General features: G+C 58.1%; 17 protein-coding genes. 8 read left to right on the top strand and 9 right to left on the bottom strand.

What is annotated here, in order from left to right; genetic code table 11:
* The first annotated feature begins 104 nt into the window (after nucleotides 1-104).
* Genes glmU through DHN60_RS12035 form a run of 3 tightly spaced genes read left to right on the top strand, consistent with a single transcriptional unit; the run spans nucleotide 105 to nucleotide 3,956 of the window.
* On the top strand, nucleotides 105-1,460 hold the full coding sequence (gene glmU, locus DHN60_RS12045) for a bifunctional UDP-N-acetylglucosamine diphosphorylase/glucosamine-1-phosphate N-acetyltransferase GlmU (protein ID WP_108837574.1): 1,356 nt from the start codon (nucleotides 105-107) through the stop codon (nucleotides 1,458-1,460).
* Between the two features lies 1 nt (nucleotide 1,461).
* Nucleotides 1,462-3,282 (top strand): glutamine--fructose-6-phosphate transaminase (isomerizing), encoded by a 1,821-nt coding sequence (gene glmS, locus DHN60_RS12040; protein ID WP_108837573.1) that lies wholly within the window; start codon nucleotides 1,462-1,464, stop codon nucleotides 3,280-3,282.
* Entirely contained in the window at nucleotides 3,279-3,956 is a 678-nt protein-coding gene (locus DHN60_RS12035; protein WP_108837572.1) for a DNA alkylation repair protein, read from the top strand. The genes glmS and DHN60_RS12035 overlap by 4 nt, the downstream gene beginning before the upstream one ends.
* Before the next feature lie 4 nt (nucleotides 3,957-3,960).
* On the opposite strand, the gene DHN60_RS12030 is transcribed toward DHN60_RS12035, so the two are convergent.
* A complete protein-coding gene (locus DHN60_RS12030; RefSeq protein ID WP_159089200.1) occupies nucleotides 3,961-4,395 on the bottom strand; it encodes a hypothetical protein in 435 nt (144 codons plus the stop codon).
* A 76-nt stretch (nucleotides 4,396-4,471) separates the two neighbouring features.
* Between DHN60_RS12030 and moaA the strand changes: the two genes are divergently transcribed.
* Nucleotides 4,472-5,479 (top strand): GTP 3',8-cyclase MoaA, encoded by a 1,008-nt coding sequence (gene moaA, locus DHN60_RS12025; protein ID WP_108837570.1) that lies wholly within the window; start codon nucleotides 4,472-4,474, stop codon nucleotides 5,477-5,479.
* A gap of 5 nt (nucleotides 5,480-5,484) precedes the next feature.
* Nucleotides 5,485-6,213, top strand: coding sequence for a 3-deoxy-D-manno-octulosonic acid transferase (locus tag DHN60_RS12020; protein ID WP_108837569.1), 729 nt, complete (start codon nucleotides 5,485-5,487; stop codon nucleotides 6,211-6,213).
* A 74-nt stretch (nucleotides 6,214-6,287) separates the two neighbouring features.
* Here the strand turns inward: DHN60_RS12020 and DHN60_RS12015 are convergent, their stop codons facing one another.
* The 7 genes from DHN60_RS12015 to DHN60_RS11985 all read right to left on the bottom strand — a co-directional run bounded on the left by DHN60_RS12015 (nucleotide 6,288) and on the right by DHN60_RS11985 (nucleotide 14,224).
* A complete protein-coding gene (locus DHN60_RS12015) occupies nucleotides 6,288-7,454 on the bottom strand; it encodes a M20 aminoacylase family protein (RefSeq protein ID WP_108837568.1) in 1,167 nt (388 codons plus the stop codon).
* Nucleotides 7,455-7,552: 98 nt separating this feature from the next.
* On the bottom strand, nucleotides 7,553-8,719 hold the full coding sequence (locus DHN60_RS12010; RefSeq protein WP_108837567.1) for a M20 aminoacylase family protein: 1,167 nt from the start codon (nucleotides 8,717-8,719) through the stop codon (nucleotides 7,553-7,555).
* Nucleotides 8,720-8,738: 19 nt separating this feature from the next.
* A complete protein-coding gene (locus tag DHN60_RS12005) occupies nucleotides 8,739-10,082 on the bottom strand; it encodes an FAD-binding oxidoreductase (RefSeq protein WP_199913673.1) in 1,344 nt (447 codons plus the stop codon).
* Between the two features lie 85 nt (nucleotides 10,083-10,167).
* Nucleotides 10,168-11,319 carry an acetylornithine deacetylase gene (argE, locus tag DHN60_RS12000; RefSeq protein ID WP_108837566.1) on the bottom strand — a complete coding sequence of 384 codons (1,152 nt, stop codon included), beginning with the start codon at nucleotides 11,317-11,319 and terminating at the stop codon, nucleotides 10,168-10,170.
* Nucleotides 11,316-11,690 (bottom strand): VOC family protein, encoded by a 375-nt coding sequence (locus tag DHN60_RS11995; protein ID WP_108837565.1) that lies wholly within the window; start codon nucleotides 11,688-11,690, stop codon nucleotides 11,316-11,318. The genes argE and DHN60_RS11995 overlap by 4 nt, the downstream gene beginning before the upstream one ends.
* Nucleotides 11,687-12,385, bottom strand: a complete 699-nt coding sequence (locus DHN60_RS11990; protein WP_234423624.1) for an SDR family NAD(P)-dependent oxidoreductase — start codon at nucleotides 12,383-12,385, stop codon at nucleotides 11,687-11,689. The genes DHN60_RS11995 and DHN60_RS11990 overlap by 4 nt, the downstream gene beginning before the upstream one ends.
* A gap of 6 nt (nucleotides 12,386-12,391) precedes the next feature.
* Nucleotides 12,392-14,224, bottom strand: a complete 1,833-nt coding sequence (locus DHN60_RS11985) for an ABC transporter ATP-binding protein (protein WP_108837798.1) — start codon at nucleotides 14,222-14,224, stop codon at nucleotides 12,392-12,394.
* A gap of 302 nt (nucleotides 14,225-14,526) precedes the next feature.
* Here DHN60_RS11985 and DHN60_RS11980 point away from each other — a divergent pair, with 302 nt between their 5' ends.
* The 3 genes from DHN60_RS11980 to DHN60_RS11970 all read left to right on the top strand — a co-directional run bounded on the left by DHN60_RS11980 (nucleotide 14,527) and on the right by DHN60_RS11970 (nucleotide 18,356).
* Nucleotides 14,527-16,230, top strand: a complete 1,704-nt coding sequence (locus DHN60_RS11980) for a peptide ABC transporter substrate-binding protein (protein ID WP_108837563.1) — start codon at nucleotides 14,527-14,529, stop codon at nucleotides 16,228-16,230.
* 151 nt (nucleotides 16,231-16,381) lie between these two features.
* Entirely contained in the window at nucleotides 16,382-17,389 is a 1,008-nt protein-coding gene (locus DHN60_RS11975; protein WP_108837562.1) for an ABC transporter permease, read from the top strand.
* Nucleotides 17,382-18,356 carry an ABC transporter permease gene (locus tag DHN60_RS11970; protein WP_108837561.1) on the top strand — a complete coding sequence of 325 codons (975 nt, stop codon included), beginning with the start codon at nucleotides 17,382-17,384 and terminating at the stop codon, nucleotides 18,354-18,356. The genes DHN60_RS11975 and DHN60_RS11970 overlap by 8 nt, the downstream gene beginning before the upstream one ends.
* Before the next feature lie 458 nt (nucleotides 18,357-18,814).
* Here DHN60_RS11970 and DHN60_RS11965 read toward each other — a convergent pair whose 3' ends face one another.
* Complete coding sequence (locus DHN60_RS11965) at nucleotides 18,815-19,471, bottom strand: VPLPA-CTERM sorting domain-containing protein (protein ID WP_159089199.1); 657 nt, start codon at nucleotides 19,469-19,471, stop codon at nucleotides 18,815-18,817.
* Between the last annotated feature and the right edge of the window lie 532 nt (nucleotides 19,472-20,003).

The following is a 20,003-nucleotide window of genomic DNA, read 5'->3' as shown; positions in this document are numbered from 1 at the left end:
CAAGCCGCAATCTTGTTTGATGGCCAGCCCGCTTGCGCGCATCGCAATAGGCGATAAACAGGGCGCAACAAAAAGACAAAGAGAATTGGGCAAAGAGGCATTTCATGAGCGCTGCATTGATCATTCTTGCCGCAGGCAAGGGCACCCGGATGAATTCGGAACTGCCCAAGGTACTGCATCCCATTGGCGGTGCCCCCATGCTGCACCACGCGATGCGTGCTGGTGCGGCGCTAGATCCGGAACATGTGATCGTTGTGGCCGGGCACGGAGCAGACCAAGTGCGCGCGGCCGCCCTCGCCTATGACGAAAACGCCGAAGTTGTTCTGCAAGAAGAGCAACTAGGCACAGGTCATGCTGTGGATCAGGCGCGCGAGGTGCTGAAAGGCTTCGACGGCGACATTGTCGTGCTGTTTGGTGACACGCCGTTTTTGCGCCCTGAAACGCTGGAGCGCATGATTGCGACCCGTCAAACCCACGATGTGGTGGTGCTGGGGTTCGAAATTGCCGAACTTCAGCCGCGCTATGGCCGTTTGGTGATGGACGGCGACCGCTTGGTTAAAATTGTCGAGTACAAGGATGCCAGCGAGGACGAGCAGACTATTCGTTTTACCAACAGCGGCTTGCTGGCTTGCGACGCAAAGACATTGTTTGAAATGCTGAGTGAGACGAGCAATGACAACGCATCAGGTGAATACTACCTGACCGAAGTCGCCGAACTGGCCAACCGACGGGGTCTGTCGGTGACGGCCATCGCCTGTGACCAAGCCGAGACGTTAGGCGTGGATTCGCGTACCGATCTGGCAGCGGCGGATGCGTTGTTTCAGACGAAGGCACGCGCCGAATTGCTGGGCGACGGCGTGACTTTGGTCGCGCCCGACACGGTCTATCTTTCCCTTGATACGGTGATCGGAAGGGATGCCGTGATCGAACCAAATGTCGTGTTCGGGCCCGGCGTAAGCGTCGAATCCGGTGCCACCATCCGCGCATTTTCCCACCTTGAAGGGTGTCATGTCGCGCGTGGTGCTATTGTTGGTCCTTACGCCCGCCTGCGTCCGGGTACGGAACTGGCCGAGGATGTGCGCATCGGCAACTTTGTCGAGGTCAAGAATGCGACGCTGGCAGAGGGATCCAAAGTCAACCATCTCAGTTACATTGGCGATGCGTCCATTGGTGCGGCCAGCAACATCGGCGCAGGCACCATCACCTGCAACTACGATGGCGTGATGAAGCATTTCACCCATATCGGCGAACGTGCCTTTATCGGGTCCAACACTATGCTCGTGGCCCCGGTCTCCATCGGGGACGAGGCGATGACGGGGTCCGGTTCTGTCATCACATCCGACGTGGAAGCGGGCGCGCTTGCGTTGGCGCGCGCACCACAGGTGGAAAAGCCCGGCATGGCGCGAAAATTATTCGAAATGTTAAAGGCCAAAAAGGCCAGAATGCACAGGGGCAGCTAACATGTGTGGAATTGTAGGGGTCTTGGGCGATCACGAAGTTGCTCCAATGCTGGTTGAGGCGCTCAAACGGCTGGAATATCGCGGCTATGACAGTGCCGGGATCGCTACGGTAAACAATGGTGTGCTGGAACGGCGGCGCGCTGTGGGCAAGCTGGTGAACCTCAGCGACCGGCTTGTGCATGAACCGCTCGCTGGTAAGGCTGGCATCGGGCACACCCGCTGGGCCACGCATGGTGCGCCGACAGAAGGCAATGCCCATCCCCACCAGTCCGGCCCTGTTGCCGTGGTGCACAATGGCATTATCGAGAATTTCCGCGACTTGCGCGCAGAATTGGATGCGGCGGGGCTTAAATCCCAGACAGAGACGGACACCGAGACGGTTTCTCTGCTCACGCAACACTACATGGATGGCGGAATGAGCCCGGTGGACGCTGCCTTTGCCGCGCTCGACCGTCTAGAGGGAGCGTTTGCGCTGGCCTTTTTGTTTCAGGGTCAGGGCGATTTGATCGTGGCCGCGCGCAAGGGCTCTCCGCTGGCCATAGGCCATGGCGATGGCGAGATGTTTGTGGGTTCGGACGCCATCGCTTTGGCCCCCATGACGGATCGCATCACCTATCTGGAAGAAGGCGACCGCGCCGTTGTGACCCGCGCAGGTGTTGAAATTCGGGACGCAAATGGCGCATTGGCCAACCGCGCGATGCGCCAGGTCCAGATGGATTCCACGCGCATAGACAAGGCCGGGCACAAACACTTCATGGCCAAGGAAATTGCCGAACAGCCGGTGGTGTTGGCCAATACGCTGGCAAACTACCTGAGTGCGGAGGGCGAGATCACCCTGCCCGACCCCGGTATCGACTTCACTGCGATCGACCGGCTGACCATGGTCGCGTGCGGCACGGCATATTATGCCTGCCTGACAGCGAAGTATTGGTTCGAACAGATCGCGCGTCTGCCCGTCGAGGTCGATGTTGCGTCAGAATTCCGCTATCGCGAACCACCCATACCGGCGCGTACGCTGGCCCTTTTCGTCAGCCAGTCTGGCGAGACCGCGGATACGCTGGCCGCCCTGCGCTATTGCGAAGGCAAGGCGGACAAGATCGCATCCGTGATCAACGTCCCCGAAAGCTCAATCGCACGGGAAAGCGATCTGGCATTGCCGATCTTTGCGGGCGTCGAAGTTGGGGTGGCTTCGACCAAGGCGTTCACCTGCCAGTTGACCGTGCTTTTGATGCTGGTGCTCAAGGCGGCGCGTGCACGCGAAACCATCACAGATGAGCAGATGGCCGAACACATTGCATCATTGCGCAGCCTGCCTGCCCTGATGAACCATGCCATTGAGCAGAGCAGCGCGATGAAATCCACCGCTCGCAAGCTGGCCGAGGCACGCGATATTCTGTTTCTAGGACGTGGCGTGATGTATCCGCTGGCCTTGGAAGGCGCCCTGAAACTCAAGGAAATCAGCTATATACATGCCGAAGCCTATGCGTCTGGCGAGTTGAAACATGGCCCCATCGCCCTGATCGACAAATCCGTGCCCGTCGTGGTCATGGCGCCCCGCGACGCGTTGTTCGACAAGACAGTGTCCAACATGCAAGAGATCATGGCACGCAAGGGCAAGGTCGCCCTAATCTCGAATTCAGTCGGGCTTAAAGAGGCCGGAGACGGTACGTGGGCAAAGATCGCGATGCCCGATTGCCCGGATATCATTGCTCCGATCCTCTATGCCGTGCCTGCGCAACTGCTCGCCTATCATACGGCCGTGGCCAAGGGCACCGACGTTGATCAACCCCGCAACCTTGCCAAGTCTGTGACGGTAGAATGAGCCCAGAAGACGCGCTGGCGCAGATCGCAACCCATGGCGATGAGACCCGTGCAGCCGGTGCCAAAGCCTATCACAAGTCAAAGCGTGTTCATCTGGGCGTACCCAATCCGGTCCTGAATGATTTGACCCAAGCCTGGCGCAAGGAACTGGACGTGCCTGCACGCGTCACCCTTGCAGACGGGCTGTGGCAAACGGATATTTTCGAGGCACGACTGGCGGCGGCCAAGCTGTTGACGCAGGCCCGTATCCGGCCAGACGATGCGGCATGGGATTTGATCACATCATGGGTGCCGCAATTTGACGGTTGGGCCATCGCCGATCACGCCTGCATGGCGGGGCAACGCCGTGTTGCGGCCGACCCGGCCCGCCTTGATCTGGTTGAGACGTGGACGACATCCGAACACATGTGGACGCGCCGCGCCGCTCTTGTGATGACATTGCCTTGGACCAAACAGAACTTCCCCAAGCCCGAAGAAGTTGCCGCACGCGAACGGGTGCTGGGCTGGGCTGCCTCTTATGTCCCGGATCAACAATGGTTCATCCAAAAGGCAATTGCATGGTGGATACGTGAATTGGGCAAGCATGACGCCCCGCGTGCGCGCGCATTTCTTGAGGAACATGGGAGCGCAATGAAGCCTTTTGCCGCCAAAGAGGCGGGCAAGTACCTCGATTGACGCGCTAAAACCCGAACACGTCGACTTCGACCAGATCACCCAGCGGCGCGCCAAGCGCCTGCATGGCTGCCAATGACATTCGACTGCCCGCTGTCCGCGGCCCCTCAATTGGAATCAACGTGACCTCAACGGCCTGACCTGTCGCTGGGTTGGAAACACGTGCTTTCCGTTCGGCGGACACCAACGGGGTCTTCAGCCACAATCCTGGCTCGCCCGGATTACCAAGAGAGGCAATCGTACGACCCAGAGTGCCAACCGAGACTTCGGGCGTGCCACTGACAGATGCTTCGGTCGCAACGACGCCGTCCGAACGAGCGACGGGGCGCTGCACATCACCGGATGCCGAGGATACATTCGCGGTACCGGATGCGGTTTCGAGCTGCCCCGGCAAGGTCCCACATCCCGAAACACACAGCACAATCATAATCATTCGTCGCATGATCCAACCATAGAGCACGCAATTGTTGACGCAATGCCCCTTGCAGACACTCTTGCGCGCACCTACCAATATTCACATGAATGCTCCGTTGATTGATCCCTTTGCCCGCGCCATCACATACTTGCGCGTTTCTGTAACCGACCGATGCGATTTCCGCTGTGTGTACTGCATGTCGGAAAACATGACCTTTCTGCCAAAGAAAGAACTGCTGACCCTCGAAGAGCTGGACCGCATGTGCTCGACCTTTATCGGTCTGGGCGTGGAAAAGCTGCGGATAACGGGCGGCGAGCCTCTGGTGCGTCGTGACATCATGACCTTTTTCAACGCGATGGGCCGGCATCTCGAAGCGGGTACACTCAAAGAACTGACGCTGACCACCAATGGCAGCCAGCTTGAGCGCTTTGCGGATCAACTTTATTCCGCAGGCGTGCGTCGCGTGAACATCTCGCTTGATACGCTGGACGAGCAGAAATTCGCGGATATCACCCGTTGGGGCCGTCTGCCCCAAGTGCTGCGTGGCGTAGATGCGGCGCTGGCCGCTGGTCTGAAAGTTAAAATCAACGCCGTTGCCCTCAAAGACTTCAACGAAGACGAATTGGAGACGATAACGCGTTGGTGTGCTGAGCGATCCATGGACCTCACCTGGATCGAAGTCATGCCGATGGGCGATCTTGGGAACGAGGACCGTCTGGGCCAGTACTGGTCGCTCAAAGATGTACGCGCGCGCTATGCAGATCACTACACCGTCACCGATCTGGCCGAACGCACCGGCGGCCCCGCCCGCTATGTCCGTTTGGAAGAGACGGACCAAAAAATTGGGTTCATCACCCCCCTCAGCCACAATTTCTGCGAAAGCTGCAACCGCGTGCGCCTGACCTGCACGGGCGAGATTTATATGTGTTTGGGTCAAGAAGACATGGCTGACCTGCGTGCTCCGTTGCGTGCGCATCCCGATGACGATGTGCCGCTGGAAAACGCCATCCGCGCCGCCATCGGGGCCAAGCCCAAAGGGCATGACTTTGACTATTCGCGCCAGCGCCTTGATGGCCAGATGCCGCGCCATATGAGCCATACAGGCGGATAGCCAATATGCGCCCCACCGCCCTGTTCTACCTTTACAGGGCTGCCACCACCCTTGCCCTGCCCTTCATGGCGAGTGCATCAGTTAATGCATTGCGACGTGCTGGCGTTTCCGTGGACCGGGCGCATGAACGCCTCGGGCACGCCACGGCAGATAGGCGCGCCGGCCCAATGATCTGGATCTATGCAGCGGATGAAGATGATGTCACTTCGGTTCTGCCTCTGATCACGGACATTACCCGTACCCACCCGGACGCCATGCTGTTGCTCACCTCTAACACCGCTGCCGCTGCACAGGCGGCGGCTGGACAGTCAAACGCACGCGCCGTGCACCAGTTCAGCCCTCTAGAAGGAACAGGACCAATTGACCGCTTTTTGCGGCACTGGCGGCCCGACCTTTGTGTTCTTGTGAACTCAGATCTATGGCCAAACCTGTTGGATCGCTGCGCACATGCAGGCGTTCCTGTTGCTTTGCTGGATGTGCATCTGGCGGACGCCAGCGCGCAAGGTTGGAAACGATTTCCTACCACCGCATCTTACGTTTTGCGTGGCATCATTATGGCCGAGTGCCGCGACATGGCCAGCAGAAATCATCTGCGCGATATGGGGCTGGAGTTGGCCCGGATGAGTGACCCAAAGACACTTTCTGACCCAAAGATGCAGGGCAAAACCAGACGGCCGCTTGCCAGCCGCCTGTTTGCATTGGCGAACGATCACGCGGTTGACGTTATGCGTTGAGCCGCTCCCGCCCGGCCAATCCCAACCATGGTTTGAGGGACGTCGGGAGGAGCGATCTGCCAACGGCAGGAACGTCAGCCGGCCAAAGGCATCCTTTGCTCAACAATTTCCGCCCACCACGAACAGCCCGCCGGGATCGCCTCGTCATTAAAGTTATACTCGGGGTGGTGCACCATGGCTGTGTCGCCATTGCCAACCAGAATATAGGCCCCGGGGCGCTCTTCCAGCATGAAGGCGAAGTCCTCGCCCCCCATCACAAGCGGCGCTTCTTCGCACTGCCCGGACACGGACCGGGCAACCTCGGCCGCAAATGCAGTCTGTTCGTCGTGATTGACCATCACCGGGTAGTTGCGCTGGTACTCCACACGAGCAACGCCGCCAAAGGTGGCCGCGACGCCGTTGCAAATCTCAATAACCCGCTTTTCCGCCAAATCACGCATCTCCGCCGACATGGTGCGCACAGTGCCATAAATCTGAACCTTCTGCGGGATCACGTTAAAGGCTTTTGACGATGTCTCGAACGAGGTGATCGATACCACGATGCGGTCAATAGGATCGGCATTGCGGCTGACGATGGATTGCAGCGCCGTGACGGCGTGAGACGCCATCAAAGTCGTGTCGATGGTTTCCTGCGGCTTGGCCGCGTGCCCGCCCAAGCCCTCAAATTCGATATTCAGCAGGTCTGTAGCCGCAAAGAAGGGACCCGACCGGATCGCAAACTCGCCCACGGGTTTGCCGGGCCAGTTGTGCATTCCATAGACCTCATCAATGCCCCAGCGTTCCATCATCCCGTCATTGCACATCTCTCGTCCGCCGCCTCCACCTTCTTCAGCGGGTTGAAAGATGACCACAACAGTACCGTCGAAATTGCGCGTCTCTGCCAGATATTTCGCAGCTCCCAGCAGCATCGCGGTATGTCCATCATGCCCGCAGGCGTGCATCGCATCTGGCGTTTTGGAGGCGTAGTCGAGCCCTGTCTGTTCATGGATGGGCAGCGCGTCCATATCGGCGCGCAAACCGATCACCTTGCCGGATCCAGCGCCGCGGCCCTTGATCACGCCAACGACCCCTGTGCGACCAATCCCGGTCACCACTTCGTCACAGCCGAATGCCTGTAGTTTTTCGGCCACCAACGCGCTGGTGCGGTGGGTTTCGAACAGGATTTCCGGGTGTTCGTGGATATCGCGGCGCCATTCAGTGATATCGGCCTGCATTTCGGCAAAACGGTTTTTGATCGGCATCGGGAACTCCTGTCCGGGATGTGGGTTTGTTGCGATGAAACTGTGCCAATCGGGCGGAATGTCCAGACCGGACCAGCATGCAGGTCGTGGTTATTAAGTTATTGGGCTGGCATACGTTGTTCGACAAGTTCCACGAACCAACTGCACCCGGCAGGAATGGCATCATCGTCAAAGACGTAGGCGGGGTGATGCACCATGGGGCCGTCTCCATTGCCCAAAAAGATGTACGCGCCGGGCCGTTCGTTCAGCATGAAGGAGAAATCTTCGGCAGCCATAATGGGCGGCGTTTCCATGTCCACGTCCCCCGCCACAGCGCGGGCGGCAGCAGCGGCAAATTCGGTATGTGTAGGATCGTTTACGGTCACCGGATACCCGATCCGATAATCCACCTCGGCGACGCAATCATAGGCTTCTGCAATGGTTTTGGCGATGGATATGACCCGAGCCTCAACCATATCGCGCACGTCTGAATTCAGTGCGCGTACAGTACCAGTCATACGCGTTTGCTGCGGGATTACGTTGTGCGTATCCACATCAGAATGCAGCGCGCAGACCGACACAACGGTTGATTCGAGCGGGTCCACATTGCGGCTGGCGATGCTTTGCAGCCCCAGAATGATGTGTGCAGCCGTGATGTTGGGATCGATCGACTGGTGCGGTGCGGCGCCATGCCCGCCCTTGCCCGTCACGGTGATGTAAAATTCGTCCGCCGACGCCATCAATGCGCCGGGCCGGATCGCGAACTGCCCCGTGGGAAAGCCCGGCATATTGTGCAATCCATAAACCTCTTGCACACCGTAGCGGTCTAGTACGCCTTCTTCGACCATGACGCGGCCGCCCCCGCCGCCTTCTTCGGCAGGTTGGAACAGCAGCACCACCGTACCGTCAAAATTGCGCGTCTCGGCCAGATATTGTGCGGCCCCCAGTAGAATTGAAGTATGCCCATCGTGGCCGCACGCGTGCATCACACCGGCGTTTTGCGATGGGTAATCCACGCCGCTGGCCTCAAGAATGGGCAAGGCATCCATGTCTGCACGCAGGCCAATCACGCGACCTTTGCTGTCCGTGCGTCCTTTGATCACCGCAACGACGCCGGTTTGGGCCACGCCTGTCTCGACCTTGTCTGCACCAATCTCACCCAGCTTTTTCGCCACAAAGGCGGCTGTCTCATGCTCTTCAAAACCCAGTTCGGGATGGGCATGCAGGTGATGGCGCCAGCCGATGATTTCGGCGTGGGTCTCAGCAAGGCGGTTCTTGATCGGCATCACATATCCTTTCTGGATGTCAAAGGGCAGGACCGAGTCGCATAGGCGAACCGTCCGAAAACCGAGCGAGGCGGAAGCGTGCCAGATCATGCCCCACCTCCGCGCCAGTGACCAGAGCAGCCAGCACCTTTCCCATACCCGGACCGATGCCAAAGCCGTGGCCGCTCATGCCTGTGCCAACCGTTAGTCCGGGCAAGGCCGCAACCCGGTCCACCACAGGCACCACGTCTGGCATCGTGTCGATCATGCCCGCCCACGCGGCCTTGATTCGAACAGGCCCGATGTTGGGAAACAGTGCGGCGAAATCGCGAGTGAGCGCTTTGAGCTTTCCCTTGTTCGGTTTGGGGTTCAGCACGCGCATTTTCTCAAACGGGCTGATGTCGTCGGCTGTCCAGCTGCGCGGCGTGCCCCAAGCGTCGGGAAATCCATGCGGGGCACCGGGCAAGAATCGCGTCCCAAATGGATCAGCGCGCAATTGGGTCAGAAAATTTGGCAACGCACGAAAGGCATCCGGGCCCACAAAAAGCTCATGAAATCCGCCTGCCGCTAGCGAATATCCCCCGTCCGCACGCGGGCGAAATGCGATCTCGTCATCTGCGGCGCCACCGGGATAGACCATAGGCAAGGCCTCGGTTGCGGCCGCGGTTGCACGTACCGACAGCTGAGGCAGCGCCACGCCGTGCCGTCGTAACAACAGGCTCGACCAAGCGCCTCCAGCCAGAACCACCTCGGGTGCTTTTATGCGCCCATGTTCGCTGATCACTCCGATCACACGGCCTGCGGCAATGTCCAGCTCGCGCACAGCACAGTTTTCAACAATCGAAACACCTGCGCGCGCGGCAATTCCGGCAAGAGCAGGCACCGCCACCCACGGTTCGGCCCGCATATCCGAAGCTGTATGCAGCGCCCCCACATATGTGCGGGACATTCCCGGGATCAGTTCAGCTGTTGCGGCTCGGGTCAAAAGGCGGCTGTCCACCCCATTCACCTGCGCATGGGGCAGCCAATCTTCGTAATCTGCCATCGCCTTTTCGGTGCTGGCCAGATACGTGACGCCTCCGGTTTTCAGACCGATGTCCACATTTGTCTCACTGGCCAGTTCACGCCACAGGCGGTTGGCTTCGACCATGATCGGCAACTCGTCTGGATCGCGTCCCTGCTGACGAATCCAGCCCCAGTTGCGTGAAGACTGTTCGCCCGCGATCCGGCCTTTCTCCAGCAAAACGACACGCAGGCCGCTCCGCGCGAGGTACAAAGCCGAGCACACACCGATCACACCGCCTCCAATGACAACCACATCGGCTTCAGTGGGATGTGGGCCCGGCCATGAAATAGGTGTCCCCTCGTGGATCGGAAACCTCATCATCTCCGAGACTGGCGGGGCGACAGGCGTGCCGGTGGGCGTGCGCCTTTTGAGCATTGCTCAAAACAGTCCCGCACGACGACAATCACAACCGCGCCACCAAATCCCGCATAAAGGTGTGTCCCGCCTCGAATTGCGCCACAGTGATGAATTCGTTGGGCTGGTGTGCCTGGGCAATGTCGCCGGGACCGCAGACAACCGCAGAATATCCCGCCGCCTGAAACTGTCCGGCCTCGGTTCCATAACTTACCACGTGACCTGCATTGTCCCCCGTAATGCCACGCACCAATGCCTCGGCAACGCCATCGGCTTCCGGCTTCAACGGAGGCACATCAAAGCGGGTCTCAATCTCGACGCGTGTGTCAGGGTGTATCGCCTGCATCCCCGCCTCGATCCCAGCCACATGGGCCATATAGGCCTCTTTCAGCGCGACAACATCGTCCCCCGGCACGGCGCGGAAATCCATGGAAAACCGGCAATCCTTGGCCGTGATGTTGTGGGCGGTCCCCCCCGACACTTGCCCCACATGCCATGTGGTAAAAGGCGGATCGAACATCGCAGCCAGCGGCGAAGGTATGGCGGCCATATTTTCGGCGTTGCGGTGATTGGCAAAGTCGATGATCTTTGCACCTTCCAAAATGGCACTGACCCCCGTGGGCAATAGCGAGGAATGCACCTCGAATCCCACCACATGGGTGTCAAAGCCCTGCCCGCCCTTGTGGCCTGTCACTGCTTTCATCATCGAGGGCTCGCCCACAATCACTGGCCCGCCCTTGGGCACCACCCCTTGCATGGCTTCAATCATTGGCGGGGCACCAAGACACCCAATCTCTTCATCAAAACTCAGCGCAATTTGCATCGCCTTGCCCGCATAATGCGCCTCGACCAGCGCCCAGATGGCGAGCCCATCAAAGCCCTTCATGTCGCAGGTGCCACGCCCGAAATATTTGCCACCAACTTCGGTGACGACAAACGGGTCCGTATCCCACGGCTGGCCATCAACAGGCACAACGTCCGTATGCCCAGACAGCACAACCGCACCCTCAACCTCGGGACCCACATGAGCAAAAAGCGCGGCCTTGGGTTGGTCAGGATGATAATACCGGTGGCAGGTTATCCCGTGGCCGCTCAGGTATTCCTCAACCCAATCCACCAACGGCAGATTTGTGTCACGGCTGACCGTCGGAAAGCTGATGAGCTTGGTCATCAACTGCAGTGGTGTAAGGCGGGTGGTCACAACGCTTCTCCAAAGAATATCAATGTGCAGTCCTCATCTTTGACGTGAAACTCACGCTGGCCATAGTCTTGATCAAAAGGCGCGCGCACCCGGCCGTCGGCAAGCGTGTCGAGTTTTGGCTTCATCAAAGCAAAAAGATCATCAAGCCCCACCACATCCACATAAAACGAGTTCTCTCGTTCGGGATGCGACAGGTCCACCGTTTCCCAGACTTCGACAAGCCGCAAGGCCACATCGTCACGACGAACGAAAGCGTAGTTCTCCGCCTGAAATCCCACCGAAAAACCCAGAATATCCCTGTAAAACCCAATTTGCTGCTGAAGCGATGTGCAGGGCACAAAAGGTGTGACTTGGGTTAAACGCGCGCTCACAACCGATATCCTCCCGATACGGTCAGAACTTCGCCCGTGATATACGATGCCGCATCGCTCAGCAGAAAGGCCACAACACCGGCAATGTCCGCAGGTGTGCCCATGCGCCCCAATGCGGTCATATCAACAAATGCTTGTTTCAGATCATCATCTCGCCCCGCATCTGGGACATCAATTGCGCCGGGCGCCACCGCGTTGATCCGGATGCCCCGAGGGCCCAGCTCTTTGGCCGCTCCTCGGGTCCACAAATCAAGGGCCGCCTTGCTGGCGCCGTACATTGCGGCCCCTTTGGGCGGCAATACAGCATTCACAGACGAGATGTTCACCATGGCCGCACCGCGCGACAAATGGGGCATTGCGGCAGACAGCAGACCCTGGGCTGAAAACAGGTTCACATCGAACATCTCGTGATAAGCCTTTGGCGTGAATGCATCCAGCGGAGACACTGAAATGTCGCCTGCATTGTGCACCACACCGTCCAGTCGGCCAAACCGTTCCATGGTTGCCGCAATTAAACGGGCGGGCGTTTCGGGATCGGTCAGATCCCCCTGCACAACCGCATCATGAATAGGGATCGTTGTGTTGTAGTGCACCATGACGTCATGGGTGTCGCGCAAAGCAGCGACGATACCCGCACCAATCCCACGCGCGCCCCCTGTGACCAGAACCGTTTTGCGCCGTTCCTTGCCAGTCACAATGGATCAATACCCGCTGTCTGTCGTCAGCACAAAGTGCCCCGGCTCGACCTCGTTATAGGCCGAGGGTTCGGGCGTATAGGTCACCGGATGGATCGGCGATGGGATGGGTTTGAAGTTCAGGTCTTTTTCGTCCTTGCGCTGTCGCGGGTCGGCGATTGGCACGGCCTTCATCAATGCCTGCGTATAGGGGTGCTGCGGGTTTTCGAAAACGCGGGCGCGCGGGCCCATTTCGACGATCCGGCCCAGATACATGACGCCCACATGGTGGCTGACCCGCTCAACAACTGCCATGTCGTGGCTGATGAACAGGAAGGACAGGCCCAGCTCGGCCTGCAACTCCATCATCAGGTTCAACACCTGTGCCTGCACCGAAACATCCAGCGCAGACACAGCCTCATCCGCGATGATCAGTTTGGGGTTGAGGGCCAGCGCGCGTGCGATGGCAACCCTCTGGCGCTGCCCGCCGGACAGTTCGTGGGGAAAGCGTCGCATGAAACTGCGCGGTAACTCGACCCGGTCAAAAAGCATCTCAACTCGCTTGCGACCCTCTTCGCCTTTGAACATGCCAAAGTTCTGCATCGGTTCGGCCACTTGATCAGCAAGCTGCATCTGTGGATTGAGCGAGGCAAATGGATCCTGAAAGATCATCTGCATGTCGAGCCGAGCAGTGCGCAAATCGCGATCATTCAGAGCCATGATGTCCTTGCCATCCAGCACCACTTCGCCTGATTGCGGTTCGACCAATCGCAAAATCGAGCGACCAGCCGAGGATTTGCCGCACCCGCTTTCACCCACAAGGCTGAGCGTCTGGCCTTTGTTGATGGTGAAGGACAGATCCTCCACGGCGTGGACGTTCGCCACGAGGCGGCGGAAAAATCCGCCGCGCACCGGGAATCGAGTCGTCAGGTTCTTAACTTTGAGAAGGGGTTCGTCCGTGCCGGGGATCGGTTTGATCTCGGCCTGGTCCCGGCCCATCAGCTTCATCGGCTCGGGGGCTGCCTTGCCGCGCATTTCGCCCAGCTTCGGGACAGCGGCCAGCAGTGCCTTGGTGTAAGCGTGCTGAGGATTTTCAAAGATTTCCTCGACCGTTCCCTCTTCTACCTTGTTGCCGCGGAACATGACGACCACGCGGTCAGCCATCTGCGCAACCACCGCCATATCATGGGTGATAAACATCACTGCCGTGCCTGTTTCGCGTTTGAGACGATCCATAAGGGCAAGAATTTCCGCCTGAATGGTCACGTCCAATGCCGTCGTGGGTTCATCCGCAATCAGCAGGCGCGGCTTGCACGCAAGCGCCATCGCGATGACCACACGCTGGCGCATGCCGCCTGACAGTTCATGTGGATACTGTTTAAGGCGACGCTCCGGTTCCGGGATTCGGACCTGATTCATCAACTCAAGCGCACGCGCTTCGGCTTCGCTCTTGCTCATTCCGCGATGCAGGCGCAGCCCTTCGGTCAATTGACGCCCCACGGTGAACACCGGATTCAGCGCAGTCATGGGCTCCTGAAAGATCATCCCAATCTCGTTTCCGCGGATCGTGCGCATCAACTCTTGTTCTGCGTCCGCAAGATCGATCGGATCGGCATCCTTGCGATTAAAAATGAGGCGCCCGCCAGCGATTTCGCCCCCGCCAAACTCCACCAAACGCATCAAAGACAACGACGACACGGATTTGCCGGATCCAGATTCCCCGACCACACAGACGGTTTCGCCTGCGTTTATGGAGAACGAAACGTCCTCGACCCCCAGCACCGGACCATCCTTTGTTTGAAAGGCAACGCGCAATTCCTGAATGTCGGCAATGGGCGTTTTTTCGGTGTGATCTAGCATGTGCATCCCCGCAGTGCGCCAGCATTAGCGCAGTTTCAAAAAGAGTGGTCGAACCTTAAGGCACTGTCAAACTTTAGATGCCCAAAATGGTCCATTGACGGCACGCAAGGCTTGCAATTTCGCCAAGTTCTGTTTCGATGTTCAAGTGTGCTTGGGGGCAATAGGTAAAAATGTCGGACGAACCGTGGGTTACACCGATGATTGCGCCACTTATTCTCAAGCGTCGAAAAATGTGCGGCGGTCAACGCGGCACGCGATTGATGGTTTTGGGTGCGCCCATGCCGTCCAACAAGGAGTAACACATGACCCTCAAATCCCTGCTTATGGGTGCTGTCGCGACAGCGGCGCTTGCGCCTGCAGCATTTGCTGAACGCGGATCAGATGGCGAAGTCAGCATCATCTACTGGCAAGCCCCGTCGATCCTGAACCCTTACCTGTCAGGCGGCACCAAGGACATCGAATCCTCCAGCCTCGTGATCGAACCGCTTGCGCGTTACAACGAAGTCGGTGAACTGACAGCATGGCTGGCCGCAGAAATCCCGACCGTCGGCAATGGCGGCGTGAGCGAAGACCTCACGACCATCACATGGAAGCTGAAAGATGGCCTTGTCTGGTCTGATGGCTCGCCCGTGACGTCGGCTGATGTGAAATTCACTGCTGACTACTGCATGAACCCCGAAGGCGGTTGTGCACAGCTGGCCAAATTCGACGGTGTTGAAAACGTCGAGACGCCAGATGCGCAAACCATCGTCGTCACCTTCAACCAGCCCAAGCCCAACCCATATGGCCCATTTGTCGGCGGTCAGTCCCCGATCATTCAAGCCGCTCAGTTTGCTGATTGCACAGGTGCCAAAGCGCCCGAGTGCACGGACGCGAACTTTGGCCCGATCGGTACCGGCCCATTTGTTGTGGACGAATTCCGCCCCAACGACGTGATCCAGATGTCGGCCAACCCGAACTACCGTGACCCGGCGAAACCCGCATTTGCGTCGCTGACGTTCAAAGGTGGTGGCGATGCCGCAGCGGCAGGCCGCTCCGTTCTGGAAACGGGCGAGTTTGACTACGCTTGGAACCTGCAGCTTGCGCCCGACGTGATCGCGCGTATGGAAGCGGCAGGCAAAGGTGTGGCGATTGCAGGCTTTGGCCCGCTGATCGAACGTCTGGAAATGAACATGACGAACCCGTCACCAGACCTGCCGGCCGAAACACGCGCCACGGTTGCCGAACCCCACCCGTTCCTGACGGATATCAACGTGCGCAAAGCGCTGTCGCTCGCGATCGACCGCCCCCTGTTGGTTGAAGTCGGCTATGGTCAGGCTGGTAAAGTGTCCTGCGATCTGGTCCCTGCCCCAGCAATGTTCGCCTCCGGCGACATGCACTGTGCAACCCAGGACATTGAAGGCGCCAAGGCCCTGCTGGACGAAGCCGGCTGGACCGACAGCGATGGTGATGGTGTACGTGACAAGGACGGCGTGAAACTGTCGATCCTTTATCAGACATCGACCAACGCTGTGCGTCAGGACTTCCAAGCCCTGATCAAGCAGTGGTGGAGCGAGATCGGTGTTGAAACCGAACTGCGTAACCTTGATGCATCCGTGTTCTTTGGTGGTGACCCAGGTTCGCCTGACACGTTCCAGAAGTTCTATGCGGACGTAGAGATGTATGCCAACACCTTCGACGGAACAGACCCACAGGCGTACCTGTCGGCCTACCGTTGTGGCAACGAACCCAAGCCTTCCAGCCAGTGGCAGGGTGAGAACATCAACCGCTTCTGTGATCCAGAGTATGACGCTTTGATCGACGAACTGGGTCGCACCGGTGAAATCGAGAAACGCGCCGAAATCGCGATCAAGATGAACAACATGCTGACCAAAGACACCTATACCATCGTGCCACTTGTGCACCGTGGTCGTGTATCGGCACACGCCAACTCCCTTGGTGGCGTAAAGCTGAACGTCTGGGACAGTGAATTGTGGAACGTGGCCGACTGGTACCGCGTCGACTAATCAAGGCAAGGCGGGCAACACGTCCGCCTTACCCTCCCTTCTGGCAGGCTGCCTCGTAACGCCTGCCAGAGGGCACCCACCCCGTAAGGCGGACGAACCTCCGCCCACCGCCAAGCAACAACAAGACCTCCGACAAAGGACTGGCCTGACTATGCTGACCTTCACAATCCGCCGGTTGATCCTATCGATCCCGACGCTTTTGTTCATCAGCCTTGTGATTTTCCTGCTCTTGCAGCTCGCCCCCGGCGACCCAATGGCCCAAGTGCCCCTTACGGTCCCGCCCGAAGTCAAAGAAAAGATGCGCGAGGCTCTTGGCCTTGGCCAACCCATCCACGTCCAATACTGGAAATGGATTGTACAGTTCTTCTGGATCGAACCGCAGGTTCTGATCGATCACTGGTTTGGCACGACCTTCGCCGAAGGCAAGCAGCGCGTGATCTCGTGGCAGACACGCAGCCCCGTGATGGACATCGTAGTGCAGCGTATCCCGCAAACTCTGTGGGTTGTGGGGCTTTCATACATCGTGGGTATTCTGATCGCTCTGCCGATCGGCATCTATTCGGCCTACAAACAGTATTCCGTCTTCGATCAGGCCGGCACGTTCATCACCATGATCGGCTTTTCGATCCCGCCCTTCTTTACCGGGCCACTGTTGATCGTGGTCTTTTCCGTGCAACTGGGATGGCTGCCGTCGATCTACGACACCACCCACGTCGTGACGGATTGGGCCAGCTTTAAAATCCAGTTCATGCAGATGGTGATGCCTGTGATGGTCCTCGCGCTGCAAACCACGGCACAGATCTCTCGCTATATGCGCTCTTCCATGCTCGACAATCTTGGGCAGGACTATGTGCGCACGGCCCGCGCCAAGGGCTTGAAAGAAGGCGTCGTAGTTATGCAGCACGTTCTGCGCAATTCGATGATCCCGGTGATCACGGTTATTGCCCTGGGCATCCCAGCCATCTTCGGCGGCGCTATCATCACCGAAAATGTGTTCAAAGTGAACGGGATCGGGCAACTGCTGCTCACCGCGCTCTTTGCAAATGACATCCCCATGGTGATGACGCTGACCTTTATTTTCGCCATCCTGATTGTGCTCTTCAACCTGATCGCAGACGTGCTCTATGGCGTGCTCGATCCGAGGATCCGCTATGACTGATACCGCCCCAATCGACCCATATGCGGCCCTTCAGGACAAAGAGCCCCCCAAGGCGCCGCGCAGCCAGTGGAAAGACGTCTGGGACCAGTTCAAACACCACAAGGGTGCGTTGTTTGGCGGCGGTTTTCTGATCTTCATCACGCTTGCGGTGCTTGTCGGCCCATGGGTGTGGCAGGTTGATCCGCAAAAGCTGGATATCCGCAACAAGGACCTGCGCCCGATCTATACGGCGATCTGGGACAGCACGGCCGCCGTGCGTTGGGGCAATCCGTTAGGCACCGACAATCTGGGGCGCGACATCCTCGCCAACCTGATTGCGGGCGGGCGCGCCTCCATGGCAGTGGGTTGGGCTGCGATGGTGCTCGCCCTTTTGATCGGCACGGCCGTGGGCGTTGTCTCGGGCTACTTCAAAAAGGCCGACTTCTGGCTGATGCGCTTTACGGACCTTGTTCTGTCATTGCCTATCCTGCCCCTGCTTTTGGTCGCCGTAACCCTGTTCCGCCAACCCCTGCGCGCCAACTTCGGCCCTGAGGGGGGCATGTTTATCCTGATCGTTGGCGTGATTGGCCTGACCTCATGGATGCAGACTGCGCGTATCGTGCGCGGTGACATCCTCGCGCTGAAAGAGCGCGAGTTCATCCTCGCCGCCCGCTCAATCGGTACCACATCCGGGTCGATCATTCTGCGCCACCTGCTGCCCAACGTGATCTCACCAATCATGGTGTCGGCCACCTTGGGTCTCGCCACTGCGATCATCACCGAAAGTGCGTTGTCCTTCCTCGGTGTCGGCTTCCCGTCCGACTTCCCAACATGGGGCAAGTTGCTTGCGGACTCGGTCCAGCGGATGGAGCAATACCCCGAACGGGTTATCCTGCCCGGCCTGTTGATCTCGCTGACGGTGCTTGGGGTAAACTACCTTGGCGACGGTCTGCGCGACGCGCTTGATCCCCGGATCAGGGGACGCTGAGGGGTTTACACAAACGTCCGCTGTGCGGACGAAGCCGTCGCTTAATCACCTCATTCGAACTAGTGCGATCGGCCAATGACTGCCATTGGCGGACTCGCCGTATTGCGGCGGTCGCAGCCCGCGTTGCGGATCTTCGCAGCAAAAAAAGAACGTAGAGCATCGCAGCCAGACAAATGATCCTAGTTTAAGTATTGAACGACTGTACTAGGGTCGATTTGGTCGTTCCCGCGCGTAAACCAGAACTCCACCCCAGCTCAAGCCAAGTTTGTCTGACAGTAACCGACAAAGGGATCGTTCTCATCTGACACTGGCGTGCAGGATTTAAGAAAATAAGGACGGCAGGCACAACTTGTTTGCCGCCGCATGCGATTTCTTTAGATCCATACAAACTCGTCTGCATGACACGAAAAAAAGGGCGAACAAAATGTCCGTCCTTTTCAATTTCAGGGATTTCAGATTCAGCCTTTTTGACGGCGGGCAATGCCAAGGCCGCCGAGAGCCGTCATAAGCAAAAGCATACCAGCAGGCAGTGGCACAGCGGTCAACGACACGTTATCAATCAGGCCACCGAGCGTTTCATCGCCACCGGTCGCCGCAAACAGGAGCTTATACGTGTCGCCCACGTCAATTTTGACGGTTTCCTCAATTAGCGTCCACTCACCAAAGCGGAAATCGTCGTTGGGGCCGGATGCGGACCCGCTCACGCCGGCAATGCTGTAATCAATACCATTGGTATCGGTTCCGAGAGAGTTCACGCGGGGCGAATAGTAGAACGACAGCAAGTAGTGCCCGGCGCTCAGAAAAATGTCCTGCCCGATCGCCGAATTTGTCGGCCCGGTTGTCGCACCACCATTGCCGTTGTGGCTGTCAAGCTCAACGTATTTCGTGCCCCAGAGCGTATCCAGAACGCTGCCGACAGAATTTGTTTGGATTTCGACGCCTGCGCCGGACTGGACTTCCCAACCATCCAGCTCCGCGCCCTGAAACACTCTCCAGCTTCCACTGAAGTCTGGAGTATCTTCGAAACTGCCGTTAGTGACGAGATTCACGGTAGAAGCTTGAGCTGCCGCTCCAAAGTTTGCAGCTGCAATAGCTGCGATAATCAAGGTTTTCATAAAACTAATCCTCATTACAGGGCAAAGCCCGACACACTTTCGCCGTAATTTAGACTTGATGTCCGGAAGTCACAACCAAAAATTCTGATCAGCCCCTGCAGAGTGGTCCAGTTTGACGTTTGTGCATGATAGCGGCCTTGATCTATGACAACATGAAAACCCTTGGCGACAAGGCTGCTTCGGGCTTGTCTTATGCTTTCCTTATCGATCTGCAAAGATTGAGCCACTGCCGGCCAAGCCATTTATGGCTGGCAGTGGTGGCGGCTGGATCGCTTTGGGCTTGGTCGTGAGGGACCGTTTTCGAGTATGGTCAGCCGCCGTCTTCGCATGAGGCCTGAACGGATACGCAAGCTGGATTTTTCATGGGCTTGCATGACAAGCATAGGACATGACGATGATGACAGATGATAGCATAGGCATTGATATTTCGAAGGACTTTCTGGAAGCGCATCGGTTAAGCGATGGAGGCACAGCGCGCTTTCCCAATGCACCTACCGGTTTCCGTGCCCTCTCAGCATGGTTGGGCGCGGAC

Origin of the sequence: Tateyamaria sp. Alg231-49, from assembly GCF_900143535.1 — a bacterium.
Taxonomy (GTDB): Bacteria; Pseudomonadota; Alphaproteobacteria; order Rhodobacterales; family Rhodobacteraceae; genus Tateyamaria.
Note: the sequence above shows the minus strand (reverse complement) of the source record. Positions and strands in the feature narration are given on the sequence as shown.